This window comes from Variovorax sp. 05L425 (assembly GCF_056397705.1).
The window spans coordinates 14271-38858 of record NZ_JBFTNY010000019.1; the positions used below are offsets into that span (position 1 = coordinate 14271).

The following is a 24588-nucleotide window of genomic DNA, read 5'->3' on the forward strand; positions in this document are numbered from 1 at the left end:
ACCAGGAGGCCACACGAATCAATGCTTACCGGTCGACCCGTAGCCACCTTCGCCGCGCTCGCTGGGCGGGAATTCGCCCACCACATTGAACCGCGCCTGAACGACCGGAACGATCACCAACTGGGCCAGTCGCTCCATCGGTTGCAGCACGAAGGGCGTATCGCTGCGGTTCCAGGCGCTGACCTTCAGTTCGCCCTGGTAGTCGCTGTCGATCAGGCCGACCAGATTACCGAGCACGATGCCGTGCTTGTGGCCGAGGCCCGAGCGCGGAAGGATCAGCGCGGCAAAGCCGGGGTCGGCGAGATGGATCGCGATGCCCGTCCCCACCAGTTGCCAGCCATTCGGCTCCAGGGTGATCGGCGCATCGAGGCAGGCCCGCAGGTCGAGCCCGGCGCTGCCCGGCGTTGCATACGCCGGCAGTTGGTCCTGCATGCGGGGATCAAGGATACGAACGTCGACTTTCACTGGATTTGCCTTTGGGATTGCGTTGGATTCATTGTTTCGTGGCCGCGCCGCGGGCAAAAGCCGGCAGCCGCGCGGCGATTTCAGCCATCAGTTCGCGCGCCAGCGTGAGCTTGGGCGCGTGGGGCAGTTCGCGGACGCCGTTCGCATCGACCAGCAGCAGGCTGTTGTGGTCTTGCCCGAAGGTCAGCGGGCCGATGTTGCCGACCAGCAGCGGAATGCCCTTGCGCTCTCGCTTGGCCTTCGCATGCTCGACGAGGTTTTCGCTTTCGGCTGCAAAGCCGACGCAGAACAATTCCCCGCCCTTTGCCCGCGCGCCCTGCGCGACCGTCAGCAGGATGTCCTCGTTTTCGACGAAGTGGAGCGCCGGCGGTTTGCCGCTGCCGTCCTTCTTGATCTTCTGCGCACTGTGCGACGCCGGGCGCCAGTCGGCCACTGCGGCAGTCGCGACGAAGACCGATGCGGTTGCGACCGAACGCAGAGTGGCTTCGAGCATCTCCTGCGCGGACTTCACGTCGACGCGCTGCACGCCGCGCGGCGTCGGCAGGTGCACCGGGCCGGCCACCAGCGTGACCTCGGCGCCGGCCTCGCGCGCGGCGCGGGCGATGGCGAAGCCCATCTTGCCGGACGAATGGTTGGTGATTCCGCGGATCGGGTCGAGCGCCTCGAAGGTCGGCCCGGCCGTCACGACCACGTGCTGGCCCGCCAGCACCTTGGGCTGGAACTGCGCGACGATTTCCTCGAAGAGCTGCTCGGCCTCCAGCATGCGGCCGTCGCCGGTTTCGCCGCAGGCCTGCCAGCCGTTGCCGACGCCCAGCACCCGGGCGCCGTCGGCATCGACCTGCCGCAGGTTGCGCTGCGTTGCCGGATGGCCCCACATCTCGCGATTCATCGCGGGGGCGATCAGCAGCGGCACGCGATCGGCGGGACGCGCGAGGCACATCAGGCTCAGCAGTTCGTCGGAGCGCCCCTGCACCAGCCGCGCGATGAAATCGGCGCTGGCCGGCGCCAGGACAATGGCGTCCGCGTCGCGGCTCAGGTTGATGTGGGGCATGTTGTTGTCCTCGCGCACATCCCACTGCGAGATGTAGACCGGACGCCCCGACAGCGCCTGCATGGTGACGGGCGTGATGAACTGGGTTGCCGCTTCGGTCATGACCACCTGGACCGAGGCGCCGGCCTTCACGAGCAATCGGCACAGTTCGGCCGACTTGTAGCAGGCGATCCCGCCGGTCAATCCCAGAACGATGTGTTTGCCCGCGAGGTCTTGTTGCATCGCGGCAGTTTAATGGGTGGCCGTCCTCTACAATCCCCATTTCCCACTTCCCGGATCTGCGTCCGGAACTGGCATGACCAAATTCGTCTTCGTCACCGGTGGCGTGGTGTCTTCCCTGGGCAAGGGAATCGCCTCCGCCTCGCTCGCCGCGCTGCTTGAATCGCGCGGCCTCCAAGTCACCCTCATCAAGCTCGACCCCTACATCAACGTCGACCCGGGCACGATGTCGCCGTTCCAGCACGGCGAAGTGTTCGTCACCGACGACGGGGCAGAAACCGACCTCGACCTCGGCCACTACGAGCGCTTCATCACGACGCGCATGCGGCGCGCCAACAACTTCACCACCGGCCAGATCTACAAGACCGTGCTCGAAAAGGAGCGCCGCGGCGACTACCTCGGCAAGACGGTACAGGTGATTCCGCACATCACCAACGAGATCCAGGAATACGTCAAGCGCGGCGCCGGCATCGGCACGGCGCACGAAGTCGACGTCGCGATCGTCGAAATCGGCGGCACGGTCGGCGACATCGAATCCCTGCCTTTCCTCGAAGCCGTGCGCCAGATGAGCCTGCGCATGGGCCCGAACAACTCGGCCTTCGTGCACCTGAGCTATGTGCCCTGGATCGCCGCCGCCGGCGAACTCAAGACCAAGCCGACCCAGCACACAGCCAAGGAACTGCGCGCCATCGGCATCCAGGCCGACGCGCTGCTGTGCCGCGCCGACCGGCCCATTCCGGACGACGAGCGCGCCAAGATCTCGCTCTTCTCGAACGTGCCCGAATGGGGCGTGATCTCGATGTGGGACGTGGACACCATCTACAAGGTGCCGCGCATGCTCCACGAGCAGGGCCTGGACGGCCTGATCTGCGACAAGCTGCGCATCAACACGCCGCCGGCCAAGCTCAAGCGCTGGGACGACCTGGTGTACGAAGTCGAGCATCCGCAGAAGGAAGTCATCATCGCGATGGTCGGCAAGTACGTCGACCTCTCCGACAGCTACAAATCGCTGAACGAGGCGCTGCGCCACGCCGGCATGAAGAACCATGCCCGCGTGAAGATCGACTACGTCGACTCGGAGACCATCACCCCGCAGGACGTCGCCCGGCTGGCCAAGTACGACGCGATCCTGGTGCCCGGCGGATTCGGCCAGCGCGGCGTCGAAGGCAAGATTGCCGCTGCGCGTTTCGCCCGCGAAACCAAGGTTCCGTACCTGGGCATCTGCCTCGGCATGCAGGTAGCAACCATCGAGTACGCCCGCAACGTGGCCGGCCTCAAGAACGCCAACAGCACCGAGTTCGAACCGGAGACGCCCTGCCCCGTGATCGCGCTGATCACGGAATGGAAGGACTCCGACGGCACCGTCAAGGTCCGCAATGAGAAGTCCGACCTCGGCGGCACGATGCGCCTCGGCGCGCAAAGCTCCGACGTGGCGCCCGGCACCTTGGCCCACAGCATCTACGGCGACGTGGTGACCGAGCGGCACCGTCATCGCTACGAAGCCAACGTCAACTACCTCGACGAACTGCGCCGTGCCGGACTGGTGATCTCAGCGCTCACGCAGCGCGAGCACCTGACCGAAATCGTCGAATTGCCGCAAGGCGTGCATCCGTGGTTCATGGGCGTGCAATTTCACCCCGAATTCAAGTCCACGCCCTGGGGCGGTCATCCGTTGTTCAACGCATTCATCAAGGCCGCGCTGGAGCACCAGAACGCGGACAAGAAGGCTTTGAAGGTGGTGGCATGAGCGCCGCACGGCCGCCCGAAGGCGCGAAGGCCCCCCCGGGGGGCAGCGCAGCACACGAAGTGGCAAGCGTGGGGGTTCTATGAGACTTTGCGGATTCGACATTGGGCTCAATAAGCCCTTCTTTCTGATCGCCGGTCCGTGCGTGGTCGAGTCCGAGCAGCTTCAGATGGACACCGCCGGCACGCTCAAGGAAATCACCTCGTCGCTGGGCATCCCCTTCATCTTCAAGAGCAGCTTCGACAAGGCCAACCGGTCGTCGGGCACCAGCTTTCGCGGTCCTGGCCGTGACCGCGGCCTCGAAATCCTGGCGAAGGTCAAGCGCGAACTGGGCCTGCCGGTGCTGACCGACGTGCACACCGAGGACGACATCACCGCCGCTGCCGAAGTGGTCGACGTTCTCCAGACCCCCGCCTTCCTGTGCCGGCAAACCGACTTCATCCGCGCCGCGGCGCAGTCGGGCAAGCCGGTGAACATCAAGAAGGGCCAATTCCTCGCGCCGCATGACATGAAGAACGTGATCGACAAGGCGCGCGCGGCCGCCAAGGAAAAGGGCCTGCCCGAAGACCTCTTCATGGCCTGCGAACGCGGCGCCAGCTTCGGCTACAACAACCTGGTCTCCGACATGCGCTCGCTCGCGATCATGCGCGAGACCGGCGCACCGGTGGTCTTCGACGCCACGCACTCGGTGCAGTTGCCCGGCGGCCAGGGAACGAGTTCCGGCGGCCAGCGCGAGATGGTGCCGGTGCTGTCGCGCGCCGCGGTCGCGGTGGGCGTCGCCGGCCTGTTCATGGAAACCCATCCGGACCCGGCCAAGGCGCTGAGCGACGGACCCAATGCGGTGCCGCTCAAGCACATGAAGGCGCTGCTTGAAACGCTGGTGGCGCTCGATGCTGTCACCAAGAAGAGCGCATTCCTGGAGGATACTTTTCAAGCATGAGCAGCGCCTACATCATCGCCAACGTCCAAGTCACGAATCCGACGCAGTACGAAGAGTACAAGAAGTGGTCCTCGGAAGCCATGAAGGCGCACGGCGCCGAGGTCTGCGTGCGTGGCGGCAAGGTCGAGGTGCTCGAGGGCGACTGGCATCCCGAGCGCATCGTGATCCTCAAGTTTCCGAACATCGAGGTCGCGAAGAAATTCAATGATTCGCCCGAATACAGCAAGGCGCGCGCCGCGCGCCAGGGCGCCGCGATCATGCGAATGATCGTCGTCGAAGGTATTTGATCCTGGAGAAAGAGAAAAGATGAGTGCAATCGTAGACATCGTCGGGCGCGAGATCCTCGACAGCCGCGGCAACCCCACCGTCGAGTGCGACGTGCTGCTCGAATCGGGCACCATGGGCCGCGCGGCCGTGCCTTCAGGCGCATCGACCGGTTCGCGTGAAGCGATCGAACTGCGCGACGGCGACAAGAGCCGCTATCTCGGCAAAGGCGTGCTCAAGGCCGTCGAGAACATCAACACCGAGATTTCCGAATCGGTGCTCGGCCTCGACGCCAGCGAACAGGCCTTCCTTGACCGCACGCTGAACGACCTTGACGGCACCGACAACAAGGGCCGCCTGGGTGCGAACGCAACGCTGGCCGTGTCGATGGCCGTAGCCCGCGCCGCGGCCGAAGAGTCGGGCCTGCCGCTCTACCGCTACTTCGGCGGCATGGGCGGCATGCAGCTGCCGGTGCCGATGATGAACGTCATCAACGGTGGCGCGCACGCCAACAACAGCCTCGATCTGCAAGAGTTCATGATCATCCCCGTGGGCGCGAAAAGCTTCCGCGAGGCCGTGCGCTACGGCGCCGAAGTGTTCCATGCACTCAAGAAGATCCTCGGCGACCGCGGCATCAGCACGGCCGTGGGCGACGAAGGCGGATTCGCGCCCAGCGTCGAAAGCCATGAAGCCGCGATCCAGCTCATCCTCGAAGCCATCGACAAGGCCGGCTACACCGCCGGTGAACAGATCGCCCTGGGCCTGGACTGCGCCGCCAGCGAGTTCTACAAGGACGGCAAGTACATTCTCTCCGGCGAAAACCTCAGCCTCACGGCTGAAAGCTGGACCGACATGCTGGCAAGCTGGGTCGACAAGTACCCGATCATCAGCATCGAAGACGGTATGCACGAAGGCGACTGGGACGGCTGGAAGCACCTGACCGAGCGCCTTGGCAAGCGCGTGCAGCTGGTCGGCGACGACCTCTTCGTGACCAACACGAAGATCCTCCAGGAAGGCATCGACAAGGGCATCGCCAACTCGATCCTGATCAAGATCAACCAGATCGGCACGCTGACCGAAACCTTCGCCGCCATCGAGATGGCCAAGCGCGCGGGCTACACCGCCGTGATCAGCCACCGCTCGGGCGAGACCGAAGACAGCACCATCGCGGACATCGCGGTCGGCACCAACGCCGGCCAGATCAAGACGGGCTCGCTGTCGCGCTCGGACCGCATCGCCAAGTACAACCAACTCCTGCGCATCGAGGAAGACCTCGGCGATGTTGCTTCTTACCCGGGTCGCTCGGCTTTCTACAACCTGCGCTGATCCGGCGGATCAGGCGCCATGCGCTCACGCGTCATCGTCCCGATCATCCTGGTCCTGTTGCTGCTGATTGTTCAGTGGCAGCTATGGACCGGGCGCGGCAGCGTGCGCGACGTGGCGCAACTGCAAGAAAAGCTGACCCAGCAGAAAGAGGCCAACGCGCGTGCCGCGCTGGCCAACGAGCGGCTGGCCAACGAGGTCAACGATCTCAAGGAGGGGCTTGAAATGGTCGAGGAACGCGCCCGGCAGGAGCTGGGCATGGTCAAGCCCAACGAAGTGTTCGTGCAGATCACGCACTGAATGACTTCAACGCTTGCGGGAACGTGACGTGACGCCCGCTCTCCCCGTTGGCTGTGTCATCGCGGTGCTGGGCGCCGAGGGCACCGGAAAGACCCAACTTGCGAATGCGCTCACCGCGCGCCTCGTGCAACGGAGCATTGCGGCCGAGCTGATGCCGGATGTCTTGAGCGAATGGCGAACGCGTCTCGCGCGCGATCTGAACGCCGTCGAGCGGGCCGAGATGGCCGCCGAACAGACGCTCCGTATCGCATCGGCCGCCGAACGGGGCGTTGTCGTCGCGGACACCACCGCACTGATCGCCGCGGTCGAAGGCGAAATCGGCTCCGGCGAGACTTCCCTGTATGAACTGGCATTGGCCGCGCACCGGGGCTATGCGATCACGCTGCTGATGGCGCTCGATCTGCCGCAAGGCGCCGACCCAGCATCGAGCGAGCGGGCGCAAAGCGCCGATGCCTTGGTGCGAGCAGCTCTCTCCCGCGCCGGATCGCCGTATGCAGTGATACACGGCCACGGCCCGGAGCGTCTCGCCAGTGCATGGAACGCGATCAACGCCCGCGCCGAATCGGCCGGCGTCTCCTCCAGTTCGGGTCGCTCGGCCAACGGCGAGCGGCCGTGGTTCTGGCCCTGCGACAAATGCTCCGATCCTGTGTGCGAGCACCGCCTTTTTCGCGATCTCCTGGCCAAGCGACCCTAGACAGATGGCAAGTTCGTTCCACTCCAGCTCCTTCGCTGCGGCCTGCCTTGCCGTGCTGGCCTTCTCCTCTGCGACCGCTTCGGCGGCGCCGGCCACCGTCATCGTCGAGAACCAGACACGCCCCACGGCCTGTGCCGAGGAAGACAACGTCTCCCTGATCCTCCGGGGCGAAGGCATCCGGCGATTCCACGTCGAAGCACTTCAGCCCGCCTACATCGAATCGATCAAGGGCGATGTCACCGCACCCGACTTCTCGGGCTGCAACTTCGACGGCGGCGCCCACCCCACGGACCCGGCATACGCCTTCAAGCAGCGTCGCGTCGTGCTCCACGACGACAAGCAATGGACGATCGTCGGCATGACGCTGCCGACCTTCTGGCGGCCCAACCGGGTTCCGGTCAGGGTCGGCGCGCGTTCGGGCAACGACTTCCACCTGATCCAGATCTTCGCCAAGGCGAAGGGCAAGAAGCCGATGGAGGCGCTGGTGCTCTACCCCGCCGACGGGTACTGGCGCCTCAAGCCGCTACCGCTGCCACGTTTCGGCGACGGTGTGTACGGGTCGTCCTTCCTGATGGGGCCGGTGGAGCACGACGGCCGACCGGTGGTGAACATCGCATCGATCGACGTCAAAACCCAGCCGCTCCGCTTCCACGTGCGTTTCGCCGGCGGCGGCAGCGCGGACGTAAAGGTTGCCGAGATCAGCCACATGCGTACAGCCCTCGATGTGTCAATCAAGCCGCCGACCAGGCGCGACCAGCCTTTCGCAATGCTGCGGTCGATGTACGTGACCGCCGACAACGCGGACATGAGTGCGATCAGTTGGCAGGCCATGCCCGCCTCGCTGCTTGAGACGCTGGACTTGTCCTCGGTCTCCACACTCGAAGCGGCGCAGGTCCGCTTTGGCCGGACAGTGCCATCGCGCCACAACACGAGTGCACCGGACATCCGGTTCAGCGGGTTCGAGACCGAGCCCGCGCGATTTGGCCCCTGAGTCTACGAAGACTGAATCGGATTCCATGCCGGCAGACAAGCAGCCGGATGCCTTCGAAATGAAAGTGCGCTTCGCATGCGGCGCGCTATTCGGCCTCTTCATTGGCCTGGGCATGTGCGTCAGTTTGTGCCCGTTGCAGCACCGTGGGTGCATGCCCGCATGAGGCGCTCGCCGTCGTCTACATAGCAGGCGCTGCGCGGTTTCGCCGACAGGTTCTCGGCGCAAGTTCGCTGGCTCCGGTAGCCACATCTCACCCAGAGGCTCTCGTAGACACCCGCCTGAAGGCTCGGTGCACATTTTCTACTCCTGTGTAGCAGATGCAATTTCAGGACGTCGAGAAAGAAGGATCGGGTAGCAGGCGATAACGCCAGCCATGTCTTACGCGAACACTTCGCCGACAAATATCACGCAACGCTTCTACCTCGAGGTGCCAACCAAGTGAAGAGTGCTTCCAATTAACCAACAATTGTCAATTAGAAACAATCATTCGAAATCTCTTGAATTAATTAACATTTGTCTATTTTGCAAACCGGCAATCGTTTTGTTGGACAAATTTTCTGGCACTTAGTAAAGTGCTTTGGCCGATGAATGTGTCGGTACTTTAAGGAGGTTTCTATGAAAGAAAATAGTCCCCAGCTGATGGCATCTACGGACTCAGTTGGTACTCAACGTCACAAGACAACTGAGGACTTCGAATCCCCGTCGGAGTCATACGGAAGCTTCGTGGCGCTTAAGCGCTTGTCGAAGCTTGAAGTCGAAGCTGTGCGAATGCAGGGTTGCGCCGACGGCGCAGGCGCCTGGATCGATTCCAGCAACAACTGATCGAGGTCTAGCCCAAGTGGCCGTGTGCTCCTTCGACGAAACGCACGGCCACTTTAAGCGGTAAATTTGAACGGACTTGTCAATGTTCGCACTGCTTGTTCTCCCATTTCAATGTCTTCAGCCCAGCGATGGAATTTGGCTGCTGGCCACAAGGCAGGGGCTTGTTCGCCTCGACCACCCAAGTGTCTTTTGTGCGGCCGAAGAGTTGGCCGCTCAAGGTTGGGGAACAGTCCTTTCAAATGAGAAGCTGCAGCAAATTCTGACGCGCCACACGGGTCACTACGACCCTAAGGTCGAAGCCTTTCTGATAGAGATCAGTGTCCTGAGACAAGTCAGCAGTAAGTTCTCTCGATATTCGCGTCTGCGTCTGCTGATGCGTCGAGAGAATGTTCCGGGTCTAGGAACGCTGATAGATGACCTGTCCTACTTCACTGGACTTGAAACAGGCGCGAGCCTTGATGCCACAGGGTTTTGCGATGGCGACTTCGTAGTCGTATATGCCGATCCATATGATTCGCACTTCATCGATCTCGTTCAAACGCGTGCGAAAGCGATGCGTAATGCGGCAGTAATGACCGCGTACTTCGCTGCACGCACGCTGGTGATCGACTCGCCCTATCTCCCGCTCGCCGGTACGCCTTGTCATTTCTGCCAGTCGGCTGCAGCAAGCCAGGTCCGAAACCAGGGGAGTGCATACAGTCCGACTTGGTCCGATGTTCTGCGCGACCTTCATTTGAAGCCTGGCGTCATCGACGGGCTGGAACATCCGGTCAAAGACACCGACCACCTCATCGCGCTCGGTGTACTTCGCAATCGCGTGCGCGAGCTTCTCGGCCCCCATCGCGAGCACACCCATTCCCGCCTATTTCTAGAGTCGTCCCAATTCCATCTTGATGGCTTCGACCTGCATCGGCAAACACCTCCCATCACTCTGGACTGTGACAAATGCGGATGAGTTTCCCCGGCGACAAACGCCAAAATGGGCCGCTGTCCCTTCGCGGCCGAATTGCTGTCAGCAACGCGAGCAGTGCTGCCGCTATCGGCGTGGAGCGCTTTCATCGACAGTCTTCCTTTCTCCGAAGTGGACGCCTGGGAACGGAATGCACTCCCTATCTTGAGAATAGGGTGTATCAATTGTCAGCGAGGCACCAGGTCATCCTCTCTGCTGAACCACCGGTTGCAGTGCCCGAATACAAATCAGCGCTGGTCGGCGATCTTCTTCGACGGCGCTCCCAACGGGCCTTCGTGAAGTCACCTCAACTCAATGAGCAGGAGATGTTTCCCTTTCTGTACCACACGTTCTGCGCACCAAGTACCGAATTCGGGATGCCCGCACCTTCGGCGGGCGGCATTTATCCGATTCACGTTCTCGTCATTCCGCTTGTGCCGATTGGTGATCGTTGGGCTGGCGGTACGGTGCTCCACTTGGCATTCCTTCAACGATCAATCTATCCCCTCTTGAGTGTCGATATCTCGGCCCTTGAAAACGCATGCTTCGATCAATCATTGAGCGAGGAAGGCGCGGCCTTCCGAGATGTCGCATTCCTCCTCGCTTATGTCTTCGACGTCGATCTGGGCACGTTGAGGTACGGCGAACGCGGATATCGCTTTGGCCTCCTCGAATGCGGGGCAATGTCGCAGCAAGCGGCGCTCGTCGGGCAGCGCTTCGGGTACGGCAACTGCTTGTTCGGGGGATATGCCGACGGCGAACTCGCCGTCCTCCTTGGGTTCAATCCACGAAAGATGCTGGTCTGTTCCGTTCAGTTGTTTGGCGCCACTTCGACATCTACGCTGAACCCCATGGATGACTGACTTGGAAAGGATCATGTTGAAGAGAAATGCGTTCATGAGGCTTCGATTCACCCAGCCTCCTCAACTAGACCTCCTGCTCGAAGGCAAATCCTTTGAAGTTCGGGACCATGACGTCATCCGCGCAATCGTCTACGCGGAGAATCCCATCGAGGAGAAGTCGTTGCTCGAGAAGCTGGACGCTTCGACGGATCACGGCACCAGTCACGTTGAGTTGTTGAAGGAATTGGTGACTGCGCAGATCCTTGTCAGTGACAACTATCGCCACCGGCTGCAGGATGCTGCCGAGCACTGGCAACGCCGTGGATGGCTCGACGCCCTCGTGCTGCACTTGAGGTCGCGTTCATTGGACTACGCAGACTTCGGTGCCACCCAGTTCAAGTCGATTGCGCCCAGCGAGCAGCCACGCAACGATCCGATCCCGGATTCTTCCATGGCGTCCGACACGGGCGTTTGGATCGAACTTCCTGCCTGCAAGCGCGGGATGCATGGGGGTGCGGATCTCTTGCAAGTTATGAGGTCAAGGCGCTCTGGCGAGGCGTGGACCACAAATGTGATGTCGACCGAGATGCTCGCGCGAATCCTGCAGGCCGGCAATTTGGAGTCGCTACGAAACCGGGAAGAGATCGCCCACTCCTCAAGGCCAGAACAAACGCTCTTTGACCGCTCATCCTACAGTGCGCTGGAAACATATGTCATATGCAACAAGATCGACGGCATTGAAGCCGGGGTCTACCGATATGAGATAGCGACAGGCCGCATGCACCAAATTGCCAACGGCGATTTCTCATCAAAGTTGGTCGAAATGTGCATCGGGCAAGGCAAGGTCCGGGGTTGTGCCTGCGCCCTCCTGATTGCAGCCCACTGGCAGCGCTATTACATGCGCTATCGACATCCACGCGCCTACAGGAACCTGCTGATTAACACAGCGGAGCTTGCGCACTACTACATCCTGGCAGCAACGGCCGCCGGCCTGAGCAACTTCATCACGCCCGCCTTCAATGACGCCGTGGCGGCGTCGTTGATAGGTCAGAAGACGACGAGCATGGGGCCACTGTACATGGTCGCCATCGGATGAGAACCGATGAAAACAACTGAACTTGTTGCTGGCCGCCGTCGAAACATCTTATTGGAAGCCCTCTTCACGCCGGCATGGGCTGCCCTGTATGAACCCGCGAGCAGAGATCGATGGGCCGTCGATGCACTTTTGGACGTGAAATTCTTCGAAGGGCTATGCGACGGTGCGCTCCATTTCGACGACCCGGGTGTCGACGAAAACTCGCCATCGGCTGAAGAACGACTGTATGACGCCACCGACGCACAAGCCTGGTCAGATTGTGGTTGGATCGAACCTCTACGCCACTACCTGCACACGAATTTCCTCCCGAAGCTTGACTACTCGGTGACTGCTGGCTGGGTTGAGGACTTCAAGGGCATGCGATCCAAGATCGAAGCCTCTCCTATGCCTGCGCAGACAAAAGGGTATCCGGCCGCCACCACGACGGGGCCAATGGAGCGGCCCGCTTCGTCAATGGCATTCACAGAGGTACTTGAACGTACAGGCCGTGAGTCCGATCAAGTTTCGGCTTCTCTGAAGATCGTTGGCAACCTTCTCGCCGAGACATTCGGCGTGAGCGGCCACAAGCGACTCGCAGTCACCGGATCACATGTGCGTCGAACAAGCCCATCCGGGGGCAGTCGCCATCCCACCGAGGCATATCTGCTCGCGTTCAATCTTGGCGGCCTTGAACCAGGCGTTTATCACTTCAATTCGTCGACATGTTGCCTCGAGTCGATCAGACCGATTCAACTTCTCGAAACGTACATGCACGAGATCTTTGGGCTGAACCGTCGCATTAACTTCGTGCCGAAAGCCGCCATTGTCCTGACATCAGTTGTCGAGCGAAGCATGCACCGATACCGAGATTCTCGCAGCTATCGAGTCATTCACCTAGATGTCGGTCACCTTCTGCTTTCACTTCAGTTGCTCGCCAAATCGATGCGGATCCCATTTTTCAGTGCCTATTCGATCGAAGAACGAAAAGTTGAAGAGATGCTCGGGATAGATGGCTTGATGGAAACCGCCGTCTGCCAGGTTGCAATTGGTTGAGGTCATGCGCAAGACAACTTCATTGCCAACCTTCTGGCTGCTGCCAAACGATTGCAGGCTTTCGTATTCCGCGAATCAGGCTCACTATTCGACCTCCGGCATGTCGGCGTCGGAACGCGAGACTTTTATTCACTCGCTCACCTCAGGCATCATTTTTCAAGAAGGGCGCCTCCGATCCGACCTTCAAGCCCTCGGACTGCTCGGCGCAGACGTCAGCTCATGTCACGCCAGCGATGATTTTCGAGTTTTGAGAGCGTCCGGACGTCACTGGGACTATGCCGACAATGCATCAGCGATGCGCCGTGATGCACAAGACATGCTGGACTATGAGGCCGAGGACCCTTACATCTCACGCCATTCAGGCGAAGAGCGGGTAGTTGACGCAGCTGAACTGGACCTCACCAACCTCGGGACCATGGCACTCTCAGCGGCACGTCTGATATTTCAGCGCATACAGACGGTGCAATTTCATCACGAAACAGTGTCTCGCAAAATGGTCCCGTCCATCGGAGCCAGGCACGGACTGATCTGTCACGTGCTGGTCAACGAGGTCTCGACGCAACGCAGAATCTTCCTTCGCATTCATGACGATGGGAGGATCGGCGCGATTCCGGCGAGCAATGACAACCGATCGACACGGTGGCCCGAGCTCGTTATCGGTGTTGATTTTGAAAGATATCAATGGCGCTACCGCACAGGGTGGATCTATCAATGCATCTATCTCGATCTGGGCCATGTCCTAGCGGCGCTCAAGCTGCATGCCGAGCACAACGGCTTGCAGCTTGAAGTGCGGAGCGCCGAATTCATGTCGCAGCCTCCCTACATGCCGCTCGAATTAGAACCACTCCTGATCGTTGGGCTGAGCGACGATAGGCAAGCTGCATGACCATTGGGGAATCTTGCATGACAACTGGACGACATGATGGGATTGTCGTGAGCGAAGATTTTGTTGAGCCTCGGCTCCAGCAACAGATTTCCGCCCTCGTTCGCAGTCCGATCTGGCAATACGGCTGGAAATCGAATAGGACCAAGGATCGATTCTGCTATTGGCATTCGCACTTTGCCGGCTCGGAGGAGGGGCGAAGCAGTTGCGAAGACGAGCTTCAGCAGGAACCGCTTCTAGCCCCAATCTTCAAGTTGTGGAAGACGCTGGAGAACGTTGTGCTCCGAGGGCATGAACCTCTACGGGTCTACGCCAACGCACATACCTATGGCGTCGAGGGCTCCGTTCACATCGACCACGACGACAAGGAAAACTACTTCTCAACTGTGTACTACGCGCACACGGCCTGGGATCGCAATTGGGCTGGCGATACGGTCTTCTATGCGGAAGACGGAGAGAACATCATTCGTTCGATCTACCCGAAGCCCGGCCGGGCGATCACCTTCCCCGGGTGCATTCCTCATTGTGCGAGAGCCCCTAGCCGGGATTGCGCAGAACTTCGCATATCGGTCGTCATCAAGACGCAACGCAAGGCAGTGGAATGAGTCAGGAGTTCACCCATCTGGTTGAGTGCGGAGCCGTCCTATCCATGCATCTGCACGGCTCGCTTTATGCACATTTGAAGGGAACGCATGATCTGCTCGTTTCCTGGGGATGCGAGCGACATGTTTGTCTTGCCGGTCTCTATCACAGCGTTTATGGAACGAACATCTATCGCGTTCAGACACTACCACTGAAACGAAGGCGTGAAGTCACCGAGATCATCGGCGCTGAAGCCGAACAACTTGCGTATATGTTTTGCATCGCGGATCGTCCGCAGGCTTTTCTGGAGTCTCCGTTTCCGGCAAGAGTACTCGACCGACGTGATTCCACTAGCTGTGATCTTGCCCCTCGGCAAGCGGTGGAGTTGATCGAAATCGAGTGTGCGAACCTGATTGAGCAAGGCCTGGGCCAGCAATTTCTGTCCGCGATCCTGCAACGGCAGGGAAATCCCGATTTCCGGTTGCGCGACTCGATCTCGCGCGAACTGCGTCGTTGCCTAGCTTCGTAGCGGATGTTCTGGGCCAGTTCCTCGCTACATCGATTCGACATCGATGCCTACTCGATCCATACGCCACGGCTGCTGACGGAGGCAAGGGTCTGCGGATTCGAAGGAAGCGCCGCGGGGGCCGCCTTCGGACTGAACGGCACGGTCAGCCGGGCACTCGGCGAGTTCGTCGAGCGACGGCATTTCATGCATCGGGTGTCCGCATGTGGCTGCTATTTTCTCGGCGAATACGACGCTGGCGAGGAATGCCTTGTTCAGTTCTATTCTCAACTCTCGGCGGAGCAATTTGATTGGCCCCGCGTCAAGCTGTCAGCATGTCGCGTCTTGAGGTGGAGAGATTGGCAACCATGCCTCATGCCCAGAAACTTAGTGAGTCTCGGTCACACCGACCTTCGGCATGATTTTGTGACGCACCCAAACCGCGACTCAAGCGGAATGGCGGCGCACGTCGATGAAACGCGCGCACTCGAACATGCAGCCATGGAGTTCGTAGAGCGACAAACGTGGATAGCCTGGTGGTTGGGAGGTGCTACGGCCACAAGGATCAATGGCATCGATGCATTCGAGCCGGCACGCCGTGACATCGATGAGAACTTGAGTGCTTACGTTCTGGATGCCGGCCTGGGCGGCTATACCGTGTTCGCATACGGCATTGACCGACAGAGAGGCGCATTTGGCCTCTATTCTGGACTGTCCTGCGCGCTCAATGCCGGTCAGGCCCTTCAAAAGGCCCTGTCCGAGGCAGCGCACGCGCGAGCCTTCCTAACGGAGAGGAATCAGTCCATGTTCTCCGTACGGACCGGCGACGAGTGGCGGGTATCGGGGCGCCTCGAGAGGAATGCAGCAACCTTCCATATCGAGGGGAGAACAACACCGCTTTCGGATTTGCTCGCTACTCCCAGCCTTCAACTCAGCGCGCTCGTGGCGCTTCCCCGCTGCTCGCTGAACGACATTCGCGAAAACCTCCTGTCTGTGTCTCAGCGCATTTATGTCTACCTTGCACAGGAGAGATCGATACTGGGTAGGCACTCCGTCGCAAGAGTGCTGAGCCCGGACTTCTATGCACATGTCGACCCCGGGAAGCCCCTGAATTACTTCAATGACCTCGGCAACCGGCTTGGAATCACCATCCCCAAAGCTTATAGACGTATTTCGACTTGTTTAGCGTAATACGTCCAATGGAAAATAATTTCCAAAGAAGATGACAATCTCGCAAATATACAAATTAAATGACCATTGATCGCGATCGAAAATTCTTTGTCACCACGGCCTTGCCATATGCCAACGGCGAACTTCATGCTGGACATCTGATGGAGTATGTCCAAGCAGACATCTGGGTTCGCGCGCAACGCATGCGGGGCAACTCCGTTCAATTCGTTTGCGCAGACGATGCACATGGAGCGCCCATCATGATTGCGGCGGAAGCCGCGGGAATGAAACCCGAAGATTATGTTGCCTCCGTGACGGGAGGTCGCACGGCCTTTCTCGCTGGCTTTAGCATCGAATTCGATAATTGGTACACGACCCATAGTCCTGAAAATCGAAATTTAGCGCGAGAAATTTACCTATCATTGAAATCAACAGGTCTAATTTTTACTCAAGAAGTTTCGCAATTCTTTGACCCTGTCAAAGGCATGTTTCTTCCAGATCGTTTCGTAAAGGGGATCTGTCCGAAATGTCACTCCCATGATCAATATGGAGACGCTTGCGAGGTATGCGGAACTGTTTATTCTGCGACCGACCTACTGGAACCACGCTCATCACTGACCGGAGCTGTGCCCGAGATCAGATCGTCCGAACATCATTTTTTTCACCTGTCAGACGCGAAAGTCACGGATTATCTGCGCCGATGGACAGAAGGCGGCTCGCTGCAGCCTGAAATCCTCAACAAGACAAAAGAATGGTTTTCATCTGGTCTGCGCGACTGGGACATCTCGCGGGATGCCCCCTATTTCGGAATTGAAATTCCAGATGCACCAAACAAGTATTTTTACGTCTGGCTGGATGCGCCAATTGGATATCTTGCGAGTCTGAAAAATCATTTTTCCAAAGGTCAAGCGTGCAACCACAGATATCCAAACTCAAGAGTACAGGAGAATTTTGAAGCCTTCATGGATTCGAGTGAAATGGAGCAGATCCACTTCATTGGCAAGGATATCGTCTATTTTCATACCCTATTCTGGCCAGCGATGCTTAAATTCAGTGGACGCAAAGCCCCTTCCCGTATACATGTGCATGGCCACCTTACGATCAACGGCGAAAAAATGAGCAAAAGCAAGGGCAACGGCATGGACCCGATGCACTATCTTGCGGCAAAAATGGATCCCGACTGTCTGCGATATTATCTTGCAGCCAAGCTGAATTCAAAAATTGAAGACATTGATTTCAATTTCAATGATTTTGTATTTCGCGTTAATTCCGATTTAATCGGAAAATTTGTCAACATCGCAAGCAGATCGGCAGGATTTTTAACGAAATACTTCGACTCCCGGTTATGTGCTTGCGATGGAGAGGCTGCTGCTTTACTGACACAACTTCAAGCTCATGTTCAACATTCCGCAGACTGCTTTGCCCACCTCGAATACAGCAGGCTGATTCGTGAAACGATGGGCATGGCTGACTTGGTCAATGCCTTTTACGATGGAAAAAAGCCGTGGCTGCTTGCCAAGGATCCAGTGCAGCACCGTGCGCTGCATGTTGTTTGCTCATTCTGCATTGAAGCTTTCCGACTACTTACCGTCGTGTTGAGGCCGATTGTTCCGCAACTGGCAGAGCGCGCGGAGGATTTCATGCAAATAGCCCCGCTCAATTTTGACAGCGCCGAGCACTATTTAGGACCCGGGCATTCAATTCAGCCGTACAAACATTTGCTTGGGCGAGTCACTACCGAGCAGCTTCATCAAGCTTTTTCTGCTTCTCAATGATGGCGCACATTTTTTCAGCGTCCAACTCGCGCAATCCTTATCGCTGACTGGCCGTGATCAAAGCCTTGTCACTTCCCCCGTAGCTGCAGCAAAAGGCCGCTCACCAGTGAGCCTACTGGACCACCGCCGTGCCGGGCATCTGATCACCCGGCGCCGTGAAGATCTGCGCGGCATCGACCGCGTCAAAGCGATATTGCTTGCCGCAGAAGTCGCATCCGACCTCGATGTCGCCGCGCTCCGCGAGGATGCTCTCGGCCTCTTCCTGACCGAGCCCACGGATCATTCCCTCCACCCGCGCGCGTCCGCAGGTGCACGCGAAGTGCGGCCCCAGCATGCCGGATTGCGGCTCGAAGCGCAGCACCTTTTCTTCCCAGAACAGGCGGCGCAGGATGGTGTCGACGTCGAGCGTGAGCAGTTCGTCGCGCGTGAGGCTCGACGCCAGGATCGAGATGCGGTTGTAGTCCTCGTTGTGACCGATCTGGTCTTGCTGGACCTGGTCGTGGTCGCCCTTGGCGGTGCCTTCGAGGTTGGCCTCGCCCTTGACCGGCAGGCGCTGGATCAGCAGGCCCGCGGCGACCTTGTCGTCCGCCGCCAGCACCAGCGTGGTGTCGAGTTGTTCGCTCTGCAACATGTAGTGCTGGAGCACGTCGCTGAGCCGTTGAAGCTTTTCTCCGTGGTCGCCGACCAGCGGCACCACGCCCTGGTATGCCTGCTGCCCGGGGAGTTTGTCCTTGGGATCGAGCGTGATCGCGCAGCGCCCTTTGCTGTGCACGTTGACCATGTCGGACAGCCGCGCGTCGGCCAGCAGTTCGCCGGTCACCTTGGCGGTGGCGCGCAGGCTGAGATCGGGCTTGACCTCGGCGACCGCGATCTTGACCGGGCCGTCACCGAAGATCTGAAGAATCAGCGCGCCATTGAACTTGATGTTGGCCTGCATCAGCGTGGCGGCGGCCGTCATCTCGCCGAGCAGTTCGGCCACGGGCGCCGGATAGGCGCCGGTCGCGGTGTTGGACGCGCGTCGCGCCAGGATTTCCTGCCAGGCATCCGTCAGGCGCACGATCATCCCGCGCACCGGCAGGCCATCGAACAGGAACTTGTGGAGTTCAGACATTACACCCCCATGCGCCTTTGGCGCTCCCCCTCTAGGGGGCGCACCCAGCGGCCCGGCAAAGCCGGTTCCGCGGGTGCCTTGGTCTCGGAAACGCGGGAAGAGGTGGGAGTGGGCTTCATTCAAGCGATTTTCTTCAGGCCCTTCGCGAAGCGATGGGCGTTTTCAACATAGTGCTCGGCGCTCTGCCGCAGCTTGGCGGCGGCCGCATCGTCGAGCGTGCGAACCACCTTGGCGGGCGAGCCGATGATGAGCGAGTTGTCGGGGAATTCCTTGCCCTCGGTCACGACGCTGCCGGCGCCAACGATCGAATTGCGGCCGATCTTCGCGTTATTCAAGATCACCGCCTGAATGCCGATCAGCGAGTTGTCACCGATCGTGCAGCCGTGCAGCATGACCTGGTGGCCCACCGTGACGTTCTCGCCGATGGTCAGCGGGCAGCCGTGGTCGGCATGCAGCACCGACAGATCCTGCACATTGCTGTTCCGCCCGATGCTGAGCGTTTCGGTGTCGCCACGCAGCACCGCGCCGAACCAGACGCTGGCGTTCTCGGCCAGCACGACATTTCCGATCACCTGCGCACTGTCGGCGACCCAGGCGCCTTCGCCCAGTTGCGGCGCCACGCCGTCGAGTTCATACAGGGCCATCGCGGTGTCTCCAGAGGTCAAAAACTAGAATTGTAGGGATGCACCCTCGCCTTGGCGCCCTGGCCGCACTGCGGCTGACCGATCCTGAAGAGAAGGTTGCGGCCACGCGCGCCGTCTTCGCCGAACTCGACCTTCTCGCTACTCGCCCCCTCTCCGTGCCGGTTCGACAGGCCAGCGACGAAACCGGCGTGCCCGGCCGACCAAATCGCCCCCTGCGCGTATCGGCCACCGCGGTCGAAAAGCGATCGCCTTTCACGCGCGAAGGGCGCGCCGCGCTGATCCACTCGATCTGCCACATCGAATTCAACGCGATCAATCTCGCGCTCGACGCCGCCTGGCGTTACGACGGCATGCCCGAGGCTTACTACCGCGACTGGCTGCGCGTGGCCGACGAGGAAGCCCGGCATTTCACCCTGCTGCACGCGCACCTGCGCGGCATGGGCTACAGCTATGGCGACTTCACCGGCCATGACGGCCTCTGGAACATGTGCGAGAAGACGAAGGACGATGTCGTCGCGCGCATGGCGCTGGTGCCGCGCACGCTCGAAGCCCGCGGGCTCGATGCGACGCCACTGATCCAGGCCAAGCTGCGCCGTGTCAACACGCCCGACGCGCTGGATGCCTGCGCGATCCTCGACATCATCCTGCGCGACGAAATCGGCCACGTGGCGATCGGCAACCACTGGTACGGCTGGCTGTGCGAACGCGAAGGGCTCGATCCGATCTCGCACTACCGCGTGCTCTACCGCCGGCACGAGGCGCCGCGTCTCAAGCCGCCCTTCAACATCGAGGCGCGTGTACGGGCCGGCTTTACCGACGAAGAGTTGAACGCACTGACGGCTCACCCACCCAAGGAATCTCCATGACCCAAGTCGCAAAAGGCACATTCACGGTCTCGCTCCAACCTTTGCCATTCGAAAGCGAGGATTCCGAGCCCAAGCTGCTGGGCCGCATGACCCTCGACAAGCAGATCACCGGCGATCTCGTTGCAACCACGAAGGGGCAGATGCTCAGCGCCATGACGAGCACCAAGGGCTCGGCCGGCTACGTTGCCATCGAGCGAGTCACCGGGGTTCTCGGAAACAAGCGCGGCTCGTTCGTCTTGCAGCACACCGGCACGATGCGCCGCGGCGCGCCCTCACTGTCCGTGACCGTCGTTCCGGACTCCGGCACCGAAGAGCTGGCCGGTATCGAAGGCGCGTTCAAGATCGATATCGTGGAAGGCAAGCACTTCTACGAATTGACCTATCGCCTGCCCGGCGGTTGAACGTCATGCCCCAGTTCGGGCTTCGCCGCGCTGCGACTTCGACTTCGACTTTTTTTTGACGGGACTTCGGCCAGGAATTTCAACGAGCTTCGCGACCGCCTGTGGCCGGCGCGCGCCATTGCCACGCGCCGCACGAGCCGGCGGCTCCTGCTCGGACTCGCGCAGCGCCGCATCGATCAGCGCATCGGCCATCCACAGCGCCGTACGCTCCACCTCGCGGTCACGCAGTCCCCAGATGTCCTTCAGGATCACGTAGGGCTCGATGCCATAGACAACCGACAGCGCGTGATGCAGCCGGTCTCTCGCGGCCGGACGCAGCTGCGGCGCAAGGGGGGCGATCGCATGTTCGAGGATGCGCACGCGATGCCCGCGCCGGTAGGGCTCTTCTTCCAGCAGGCCGGCGCGCTCCAGCCCCCATTGCTCCAGCGACAGTTGCGCCGCGGCCCGCATTTGCGCCTCGAATTCCTTGAAGCGCGGGAAGGTCTGCAGGAACAGCTCGTGCACGCGGTCGCGCCCGTTCGGGATGTCGGAAGCCAGCTTTCTCACGGGGCCGAGTGAACTGTCGATCACGGCCGTCACCAGCGCACTGCGACTCGGAAAGTAGCGGTAGGCGGTGGCGCGCGACACCTTCGACCGTGCCGCCGCTTCGGCGACGGAAGGAATGTGGCCGCTCTGCTGGATGATGTCCATGGCGGCGCCAAGCAGCAATTTGAAAGTGGCGGCCTTGACACCGCTCTCCGGCGGCACCGGGGGTTCACTCAGCTTGTGCTTCAGTCGAGCCATGGGGTTTCTACGGGTTCTTGGGGGGCTGACTTGGCTTGTGTGTGTCCGAGGGCGGATCGTATGATGCACCGATCCCGATTTGAGACGCAAGTCTCAAAACGCAGGTTCCCTGATCTTCGCGGCGACGAGCGCAAGGCTCGAAGCACCGCGAAGCAACCCGGAGACAACGGCATGCGCTTGGCCAGCTGGAGTTGGGGTGGACGCGAGCACGTCGGCACGATCTCTGCCGACGGGCGGGAAGCCGCGCCTCTTGCGGTGCGCGATGCTTCGGCGGGAGTGCTCCCGCTCATTCAGGCACTGGCGCGTGGCGAAACCTTGCCGCCCGCATCGGGCACGCGCTTGCCGGTCGACGTGATCACGCTGCGCGCACCGCTGCCGCGCCCCTTGCGCAGTCTGTTCTGCATCGGACGCAACTACCGCGCGCATGCGCAAGAACTTGCGGGCACGGTGTTCCGGGAATCGATGCCTGCAAGCGATCCGTGGCCGATCGTCTTCGGCAAGCTCGGCGAATGCGTGGTCGGGCCTTGCGACACGGTGCGGCTGCCCTCGCCTTCCACCACCGTGCAGATCGACTACGAGTCCGAACTCGCAGTCGTCATCGGTCGAGGCGGGCGCGACATCGCGCGGTCGCGCGCCATGGACTACGTGTTCGGCTACACGATCGTCAACGACGTGACCGCGCGCGACGTGCAGATGCGCCATCAGCAGTGGGACTTGGGCAAGAGCTTCGACGACTTCTGCCCGATGGGTCCGTGGATCGTGACCGCCGACGAACTCGACGGCCGAGCGACCCGCGTGCGCGGCTGGGTCAACGGCGAAGCGCGACAGGACGGGCTGACGAAGGACATGATCTTCGACATCCCTACCCTGATCGAGACCTGCTCGCGCGGCATCACGCTCTACCCGGGCGACGTGATCGCCACGGGCACGCCGGCCGGCGTGGGCATGGGGCTGAATCCGCCACGCTGGCTCAAGTCGGGCGACGTGGTGCGCGTCGAGATCGACGGCGTGGGCGTCATCGAGAACCGATTCGAGTAAGCCATGGCATTCCAACTGATCGACCGCATCGCGGTGGAAGAAGAAGGCGAAGGCCCGGCCATCGTCTGCGTGCACGGCCTGGGCGGCAGCGGCAACACCTTCACGCCGCTGATGCCCGCGATGGCGCGACACCGTGTGATCCGCGTGGACCTGCCCGGCAGCGGGCGTTCGCAGCGCGCCGAAGGCGAATTGTCGATCGAGCGCTACGTCGAGACGCTGCTTCGCGTGTGCGAGCGGCTCAATGTGGCGCGCGCCCACTGGATCGGGCACTCGATGGGCACCATCGTCTGCCAGCACATCGCGGCGGATCATCCGAAACTCGTGGCCGGCGTTGCGCTCTTCGGCCCGTTGATCGCGCCACCCGATGCCGCCCGCACGGCAATGAAGGCGCGCGCCGCGAAGGCCCGAGAAGGCGCGGCCGGCATGCAGGAGATCACGCAGGCATTGCTGCAGGCCGCGATTTCGGCGGACACGCGCCAGCGACTTCCGATCGCTGTCGCCTTCGTGCGTGAAAGCCTGATGCGCCAGGACGGCGAAGCCTACGCGCGCAGTTGCGAAGCGCTGGCGGGCGCGCAGCCCGCCACAGTGGACCGCATCGAAGCGCCCGTACTGCTGGTGACGGGCGACGAAGACGGCGTCGCGCCGCCGCAGTCCGTCCGCGCGATGGCCGACCGGCTGCACCGCGCGGCCAGCAAGCGCGTGGTGGTGCTGCCGCGCTGCGGCCACTGGACGCCCATCGAGCGCCCCGACGAGTGCCAGCGCGAGTTGCGTGACTTCCTGGCCGCACAAGCGAGGATCTGACCATGGCCGATGTGATGTTCACCAATGTGCGCATCTTCGATGGTGGCGGCGAAGCGCCTTTCACCGGCGATGTGCTGGTGCAGGGCAACCGCATCGCACGCGTCGTCCGCACGGGCTACGGCGTGCAGTCCGCGCCCGTGACCGGCGCACGCGTGATCGACGGCGCGGGCGCCTTCCTGATGCCGGGCATGGTCGAGGCCCACACCCATTTCTCGTGGAACGACCAGCCCAGTCTCGATGCGATCCAACGCATGCCGCCGGAAGAACACATCCTGTGGTGCGCTGAAGTGGCCAAGCGCTACCTCGACATGGGCTGGACCAGTTGCGTCGGCGCCGCCGCCGCGAAGCCCCGGCTCGACGTGGTGATCCGCAACGCCATCGCCGACGGCACCATCATCGGCCCGCGCTATCTCGCGGCCAGCCAGGAGATCACCGTGCCTGGCGGCCTGGGCGACACCACGCAGCCGCACCTGCCGCAGCCCGAGTTCGCTTTCGGCGCGGTGGTCAGCGGCGTAGAAGAGATGCGGCGCTGCGTGCGCATGTTCGTCAAGTACGGCGTCGATTCGCTCAAGATCAACCTGTCGGGCGAATCGATCACCGGCATGCCCAGCGAGATGAGCCAGTTCACCGAAGAGGAGATCGCCGTCTGCGTGCAGGAGGCCAAGGCATGGGGCAAGCGGGTCGCGGCGCATGCGCGCTCCACCTGGTCGATCAAGCAGTGCGTCAAGCAGGGCATCGAGGTCATCTACCACGCGAGCTTCACCGACGAGGAAGCGCTCGATATGCTCGAAGCGCACAAGTTCGAGCACTTCATTGCGCCCGGACTCGCATGGCTCATCAACACCTCCCACCACGCGAGCGAATGGGGCCTCACGCCCGAAGTCACGCGCAAGATGGGCTACCACCGCGAGCTGGACGCCGCCGTCGAGAGCATGCGCGCGATGCGCCGGCGCGGCATCCGCATCCTGCCCGGCGGTGACTACGGCTTTGCGTGGACACCGCACGGCACCAACGCAAAGGACCTGGAGTACTTCGTCAAGTATGTCGGCATGAGCACCATGGAAGCGTTGCTTTCGGCCACCGCCTGGGGCGGGCCGATGATGCGCATGGGCAAGGTGCTCGGCTACATCCGCGAGGGCTATCTCGCCGACATCCTCCTGATCGACGGCGATCCGCTCGCGGACATCACGGTGCTGCAGGACAAGGCGCGCATCCTGGCCGTGATGAAGGATGGTGAATTCCATCGTGCCCCGCCCGTGCGCCGCGCGCACACCACCCGGTGGGCAAGTGCGTGAAC

26 protein-coding genes are annotated in these 24588 nt (G+C 61.1%); 21 read left to right on the forward strand and 5 right to left on the reverse strand.

Annotated elements, in window-relative coordinates; all coding sequences use genetic code 11:
- Nucleotides 1–18: 18 nt before the first annotated feature.
- The gene (gene dut / locus AC1DN9_RS20880) at nucleotides 19–465 is read right to left on the reverse strand and encodes a dUTP diphosphatase (protein ID WP_478103400.1); all 447 of its coding nucleotides are present in this window, start codon (nucleotides 463–465) and stop codon (nucleotides 19–21) included.
- 28 nt (nucleotides 466–493) lie between these two features.
- Complete coding sequence (coaBC, locus tag AC1DN9_RS20885) at nucleotides 494–1738, reverse strand: bifunctional phosphopantothenoylcysteine decarboxylase/phosphopantothenate--cysteine ligase CoaBC (RefSeq protein ID WP_478103402.1); 1245 nt, start codon at nucleotides 1736–1738, stop codon at nucleotides 494–496.
- 73 nt (nucleotides 1739–1811) lie between these two features.
- Here coaBC and AC1DN9_RS20890 point away from each other — a divergent pair, with 73 nt between their 5' ends.
- The 16 genes from AC1DN9_RS20890 (at nucleotide 1812) to metG (ending at nucleotide 17647) form a co-directional block, all read left to right on the forward strand.
- Nucleotides 1812–3482 carry a CTP synthase gene (locus AC1DN9_RS20890; protein WP_478103403.1) on the forward strand — a complete coding sequence of 557 codons (1671 nt, stop codon included), beginning with the start codon at nucleotides 1812–1814 and terminating at the stop codon, nucleotides 3480–3482.
- A gap of 79 nt (nucleotides 3483–3561) precedes the next feature.
- Complete coding sequence (gene kdsA, locus AC1DN9_RS20895) at nucleotides 3562–4419, forward strand: 3-deoxy-8-phosphooctulonate synthase (protein WP_478103404.1); 858 nt, start codon at nucleotides 3562–3564, stop codon at nucleotides 4417–4419.
- A complete protein-coding gene (locus AC1DN9_RS20900) occupies nucleotides 4416–4706 on the forward strand; it encodes a DUF1330 domain-containing protein (RefSeq protein WP_478103406.1) in 291 nt (96 codons plus the stop codon). The genes kdsA and AC1DN9_RS20900 overlap by 4 nt, the downstream gene beginning before the upstream one ends.
- A 19-nt stretch (nucleotides 4707–4725) precedes the next feature.
- Entirely contained in the window at nucleotides 4726–6009 is a 1284-nt protein-coding gene (eno, locus tag AC1DN9_RS20905; RefSeq protein WP_478103407.1) for a phosphopyruvate hydratase, read from the forward strand.
- Between the two features lie 18 nt (nucleotides 6010–6027).
- Nucleotides 6028–6306: a cell division protein FtsB gene (ftsB, locus tag AC1DN9_RS20910; RefSeq protein WP_478103408.1), complete on the forward strand. Its 279-nt coding sequence runs from the start codon at nucleotides 6028–6030 to the stop codon at nucleotides 6304–6306.
- A gap of 28 nt (nucleotides 6307–6334) precedes the next feature.
- Entirely contained in the window at nucleotides 6335–7000 is a 666-nt protein-coding gene (locus tag AC1DN9_RS20915; protein WP_478103410.1) for an AAA family ATPase, read from the forward strand.
- A gap of 4 nt (nucleotides 7001–7004) precedes the next feature.
- Nucleotides 7005–7991: a hypothetical protein gene (locus tag AC1DN9_RS20920; protein ID WP_478103411.1), complete on the forward strand. Its 987-nt coding sequence runs from the start codon at nucleotides 7005–7007 to the stop codon at nucleotides 7989–7991.
- 904 nt (nucleotides 7992–8895) lie between these two features.
- Entirely contained in the window at nucleotides 8896–9768 is an 873-nt protein-coding gene (locus AC1DN9_RS20925; protein ID WP_478103412.1) for an McbB family protein, read from the forward strand.
- The gene (locus tag AC1DN9_RS20930; protein WP_478103414.1) at nucleotides 9765–10625 is read left to right on the forward strand and encodes a nitroreductase family protein; all 861 of its coding nucleotides are present in this window, start codon (nucleotides 9765–9767) and stop codon (nucleotides 10623–10625) included. Before AC1DN9_RS20925 ends, AC1DN9_RS20930 begins: the two co-directional genes overlap by 4 nt.
- Before the next feature lie 34 nt (nucleotides 10626–10659).
- On the forward strand, nucleotides 10660–11700 hold the full coding sequence (locus tag AC1DN9_RS20935) for a nitroreductase family protein (protein ID WP_478103415.1): 1041 nt from the start codon (nucleotides 10660–10662) through the stop codon (nucleotides 11698–11700).
- A gap of 6 nt (nucleotides 11701–11706) precedes the next feature.
- Nucleotides 11707–12732 carry a SagB/ThcOx family dehydrogenase gene (locus AC1DN9_RS20940; protein WP_478103416.1) on the forward strand — a complete coding sequence of 342 codons (1026 nt, stop codon included), beginning with the start codon at nucleotides 11707–11709 and terminating at the stop codon, nucleotides 12730–12732.
- Between the two features lie 4 nt (nucleotides 12733–12736).
- The gene (locus AC1DN9_RS20945) at nucleotides 12737–13618 is read left to right on the forward strand and encodes a nitroreductase family protein (RefSeq protein ID WP_478103420.1); all 882 of its coding nucleotides are present in this window, start codon (nucleotides 12737–12739) and stop codon (nucleotides 13616–13618) included.
- Nucleotides 13619–13665: 47 nt separating this feature from the next.
- On the forward strand, nucleotides 13666–14220 hold the full coding sequence (locus AC1DN9_RS20950; protein WP_478103421.1) for a 2OG-Fe(II) oxygenase: 555 nt from the start codon (nucleotides 13666–13668) through the stop codon (nucleotides 14218–14220).
- Complete coding sequence (locus AC1DN9_RS20955; RefSeq protein ID WP_478103422.1) at nucleotides 14217–14726, forward strand: DUF6817 domain-containing protein; 510 nt, start codon at nucleotides 14217–14219, stop codon at nucleotides 14724–14726. Before AC1DN9_RS20950 ends, AC1DN9_RS20955 begins: the two co-directional genes overlap by 4 nt.
- Nucleotides 14727–14729: 3 nt before the next feature.
- Entirely contained in the window at nucleotides 14730–15893 is a 1164-nt protein-coding gene (locus tag AC1DN9_RS20960) for a YcaO-like family protein (protein WP_478103424.1), read from the forward strand.
- A 59-nt stretch (nucleotides 15894–15952) separates the two neighbouring features.
- Nucleotides 15953–17647 (forward strand): methionine--tRNA ligase, encoded by a 1695-nt coding sequence (metG, locus tag AC1DN9_RS20965; RefSeq protein ID WP_478103425.1) that lies wholly within the window; start codon nucleotides 15953–15955, stop codon nucleotides 17645–17647.
- 112 nt (nucleotides 17648–17759) lie between these two features.
- Here metG and hslO read toward each other — a convergent pair whose 3' ends face one another.
- Together hslO and AC1DN9_RS20975 are read right to left on the reverse strand one after the other, a co-directional pair.
- Nucleotides 17760–18758 carry an Hsp33 family molecular chaperone HslO gene (hslO, locus tag AC1DN9_RS20970; RefSeq protein WP_478103426.1) on the reverse strand — a complete coding sequence of 333 codons (999 nt, stop codon included), beginning with the start codon at nucleotides 18756–18758 and terminating at the stop codon, nucleotides 17760–17762.
- 119 nt (nucleotides 18759–18877) lie between these two features.
- Nucleotides 18878–19402, reverse strand: coding sequence for a gamma carbonic anhydrase family protein (locus AC1DN9_RS20975; RefSeq protein ID WP_478103428.1), 525 nt, complete (start codon nucleotides 19400–19402; stop codon nucleotides 18878–18880).
- A 38-nt stretch (nucleotides 19403–19440) separates the two neighbouring features.
- On the opposite strand from AC1DN9_RS20975, the gene AC1DN9_RS20980 reads away from it, so the two are divergent.
- Both AC1DN9_RS20980 and AC1DN9_RS20985 read left to right on the forward strand, forming a co-directional pair.
- Nucleotides 19441–20268 carry a ferritin-like domain-containing protein gene (locus AC1DN9_RS20980; protein WP_478103429.1) on the forward strand — a complete coding sequence of 276 codons (828 nt, stop codon included), beginning with the start codon at nucleotides 19441–19443 and terminating at the stop codon, nucleotides 20266–20268.
- Complete coding sequence (locus AC1DN9_RS20985; protein ID WP_478103431.1) at nucleotides 20265–20669, forward strand: DUF3224 domain-containing protein; 405 nt, start codon at nucleotides 20265–20267, stop codon at nucleotides 20667–20669. The genes AC1DN9_RS20980 and AC1DN9_RS20985 overlap by 4 nt, the downstream gene beginning before the upstream one ends.
- 3 nt (nucleotides 20670–20672) lie before the next feature.
- On the opposite strand, the gene AC1DN9_RS20990 is transcribed toward AC1DN9_RS20985, so the two are convergent.
- Complete coding sequence (locus AC1DN9_RS20990) at nucleotides 20673–21452, reverse strand: TetR/AcrR family transcriptional regulator (RefSeq protein WP_478103432.1); 780 nt, start codon at nucleotides 21450–21452, stop codon at nucleotides 20673–20675.
- A gap of 171 nt (nucleotides 21453–21623) precedes the next feature.
- On the opposite strand from AC1DN9_RS20990, the gene AC1DN9_RS20995 reads away from it, so the two are divergent.
- Genes AC1DN9_RS20995 through AC1DN9_RS21005 form a run of 3 tightly spaced genes read left to right on the forward strand, consistent with a single transcriptional unit; the run spans nucleotide 21624 to nucleotide 24586 of the window.
- Nucleotides 21624–22490 (forward strand): fumarylacetoacetate hydrolase family protein, encoded by an 867-nt coding sequence (locus tag AC1DN9_RS20995; RefSeq protein ID WP_478103433.1) that lies wholly within the window; start codon nucleotides 21624–21626, stop codon nucleotides 22488–22490.
- 3 nt (nucleotides 22491–22493) lie between these two features.
- Nucleotides 22494–23291, forward strand: a complete 798-nt coding sequence (locus AC1DN9_RS21000) for an alpha/beta fold hydrolase (RefSeq protein ID WP_478103435.1) — start codon at nucleotides 22494–22496, stop codon at nucleotides 23289–23291.
- Between the two features lie 2 nt (nucleotides 23292–23293).
- On the forward strand, nucleotides 23294–24586 hold the full coding sequence (locus AC1DN9_RS21005) for a metal-dependent hydrolase family protein (protein WP_478103436.1): 1293 nt from the start codon (nucleotides 23294–23296) through the stop codon (nucleotides 24584–24586).
- Nucleotides 24587–24588 lie beyond the last annotated feature (2 nt).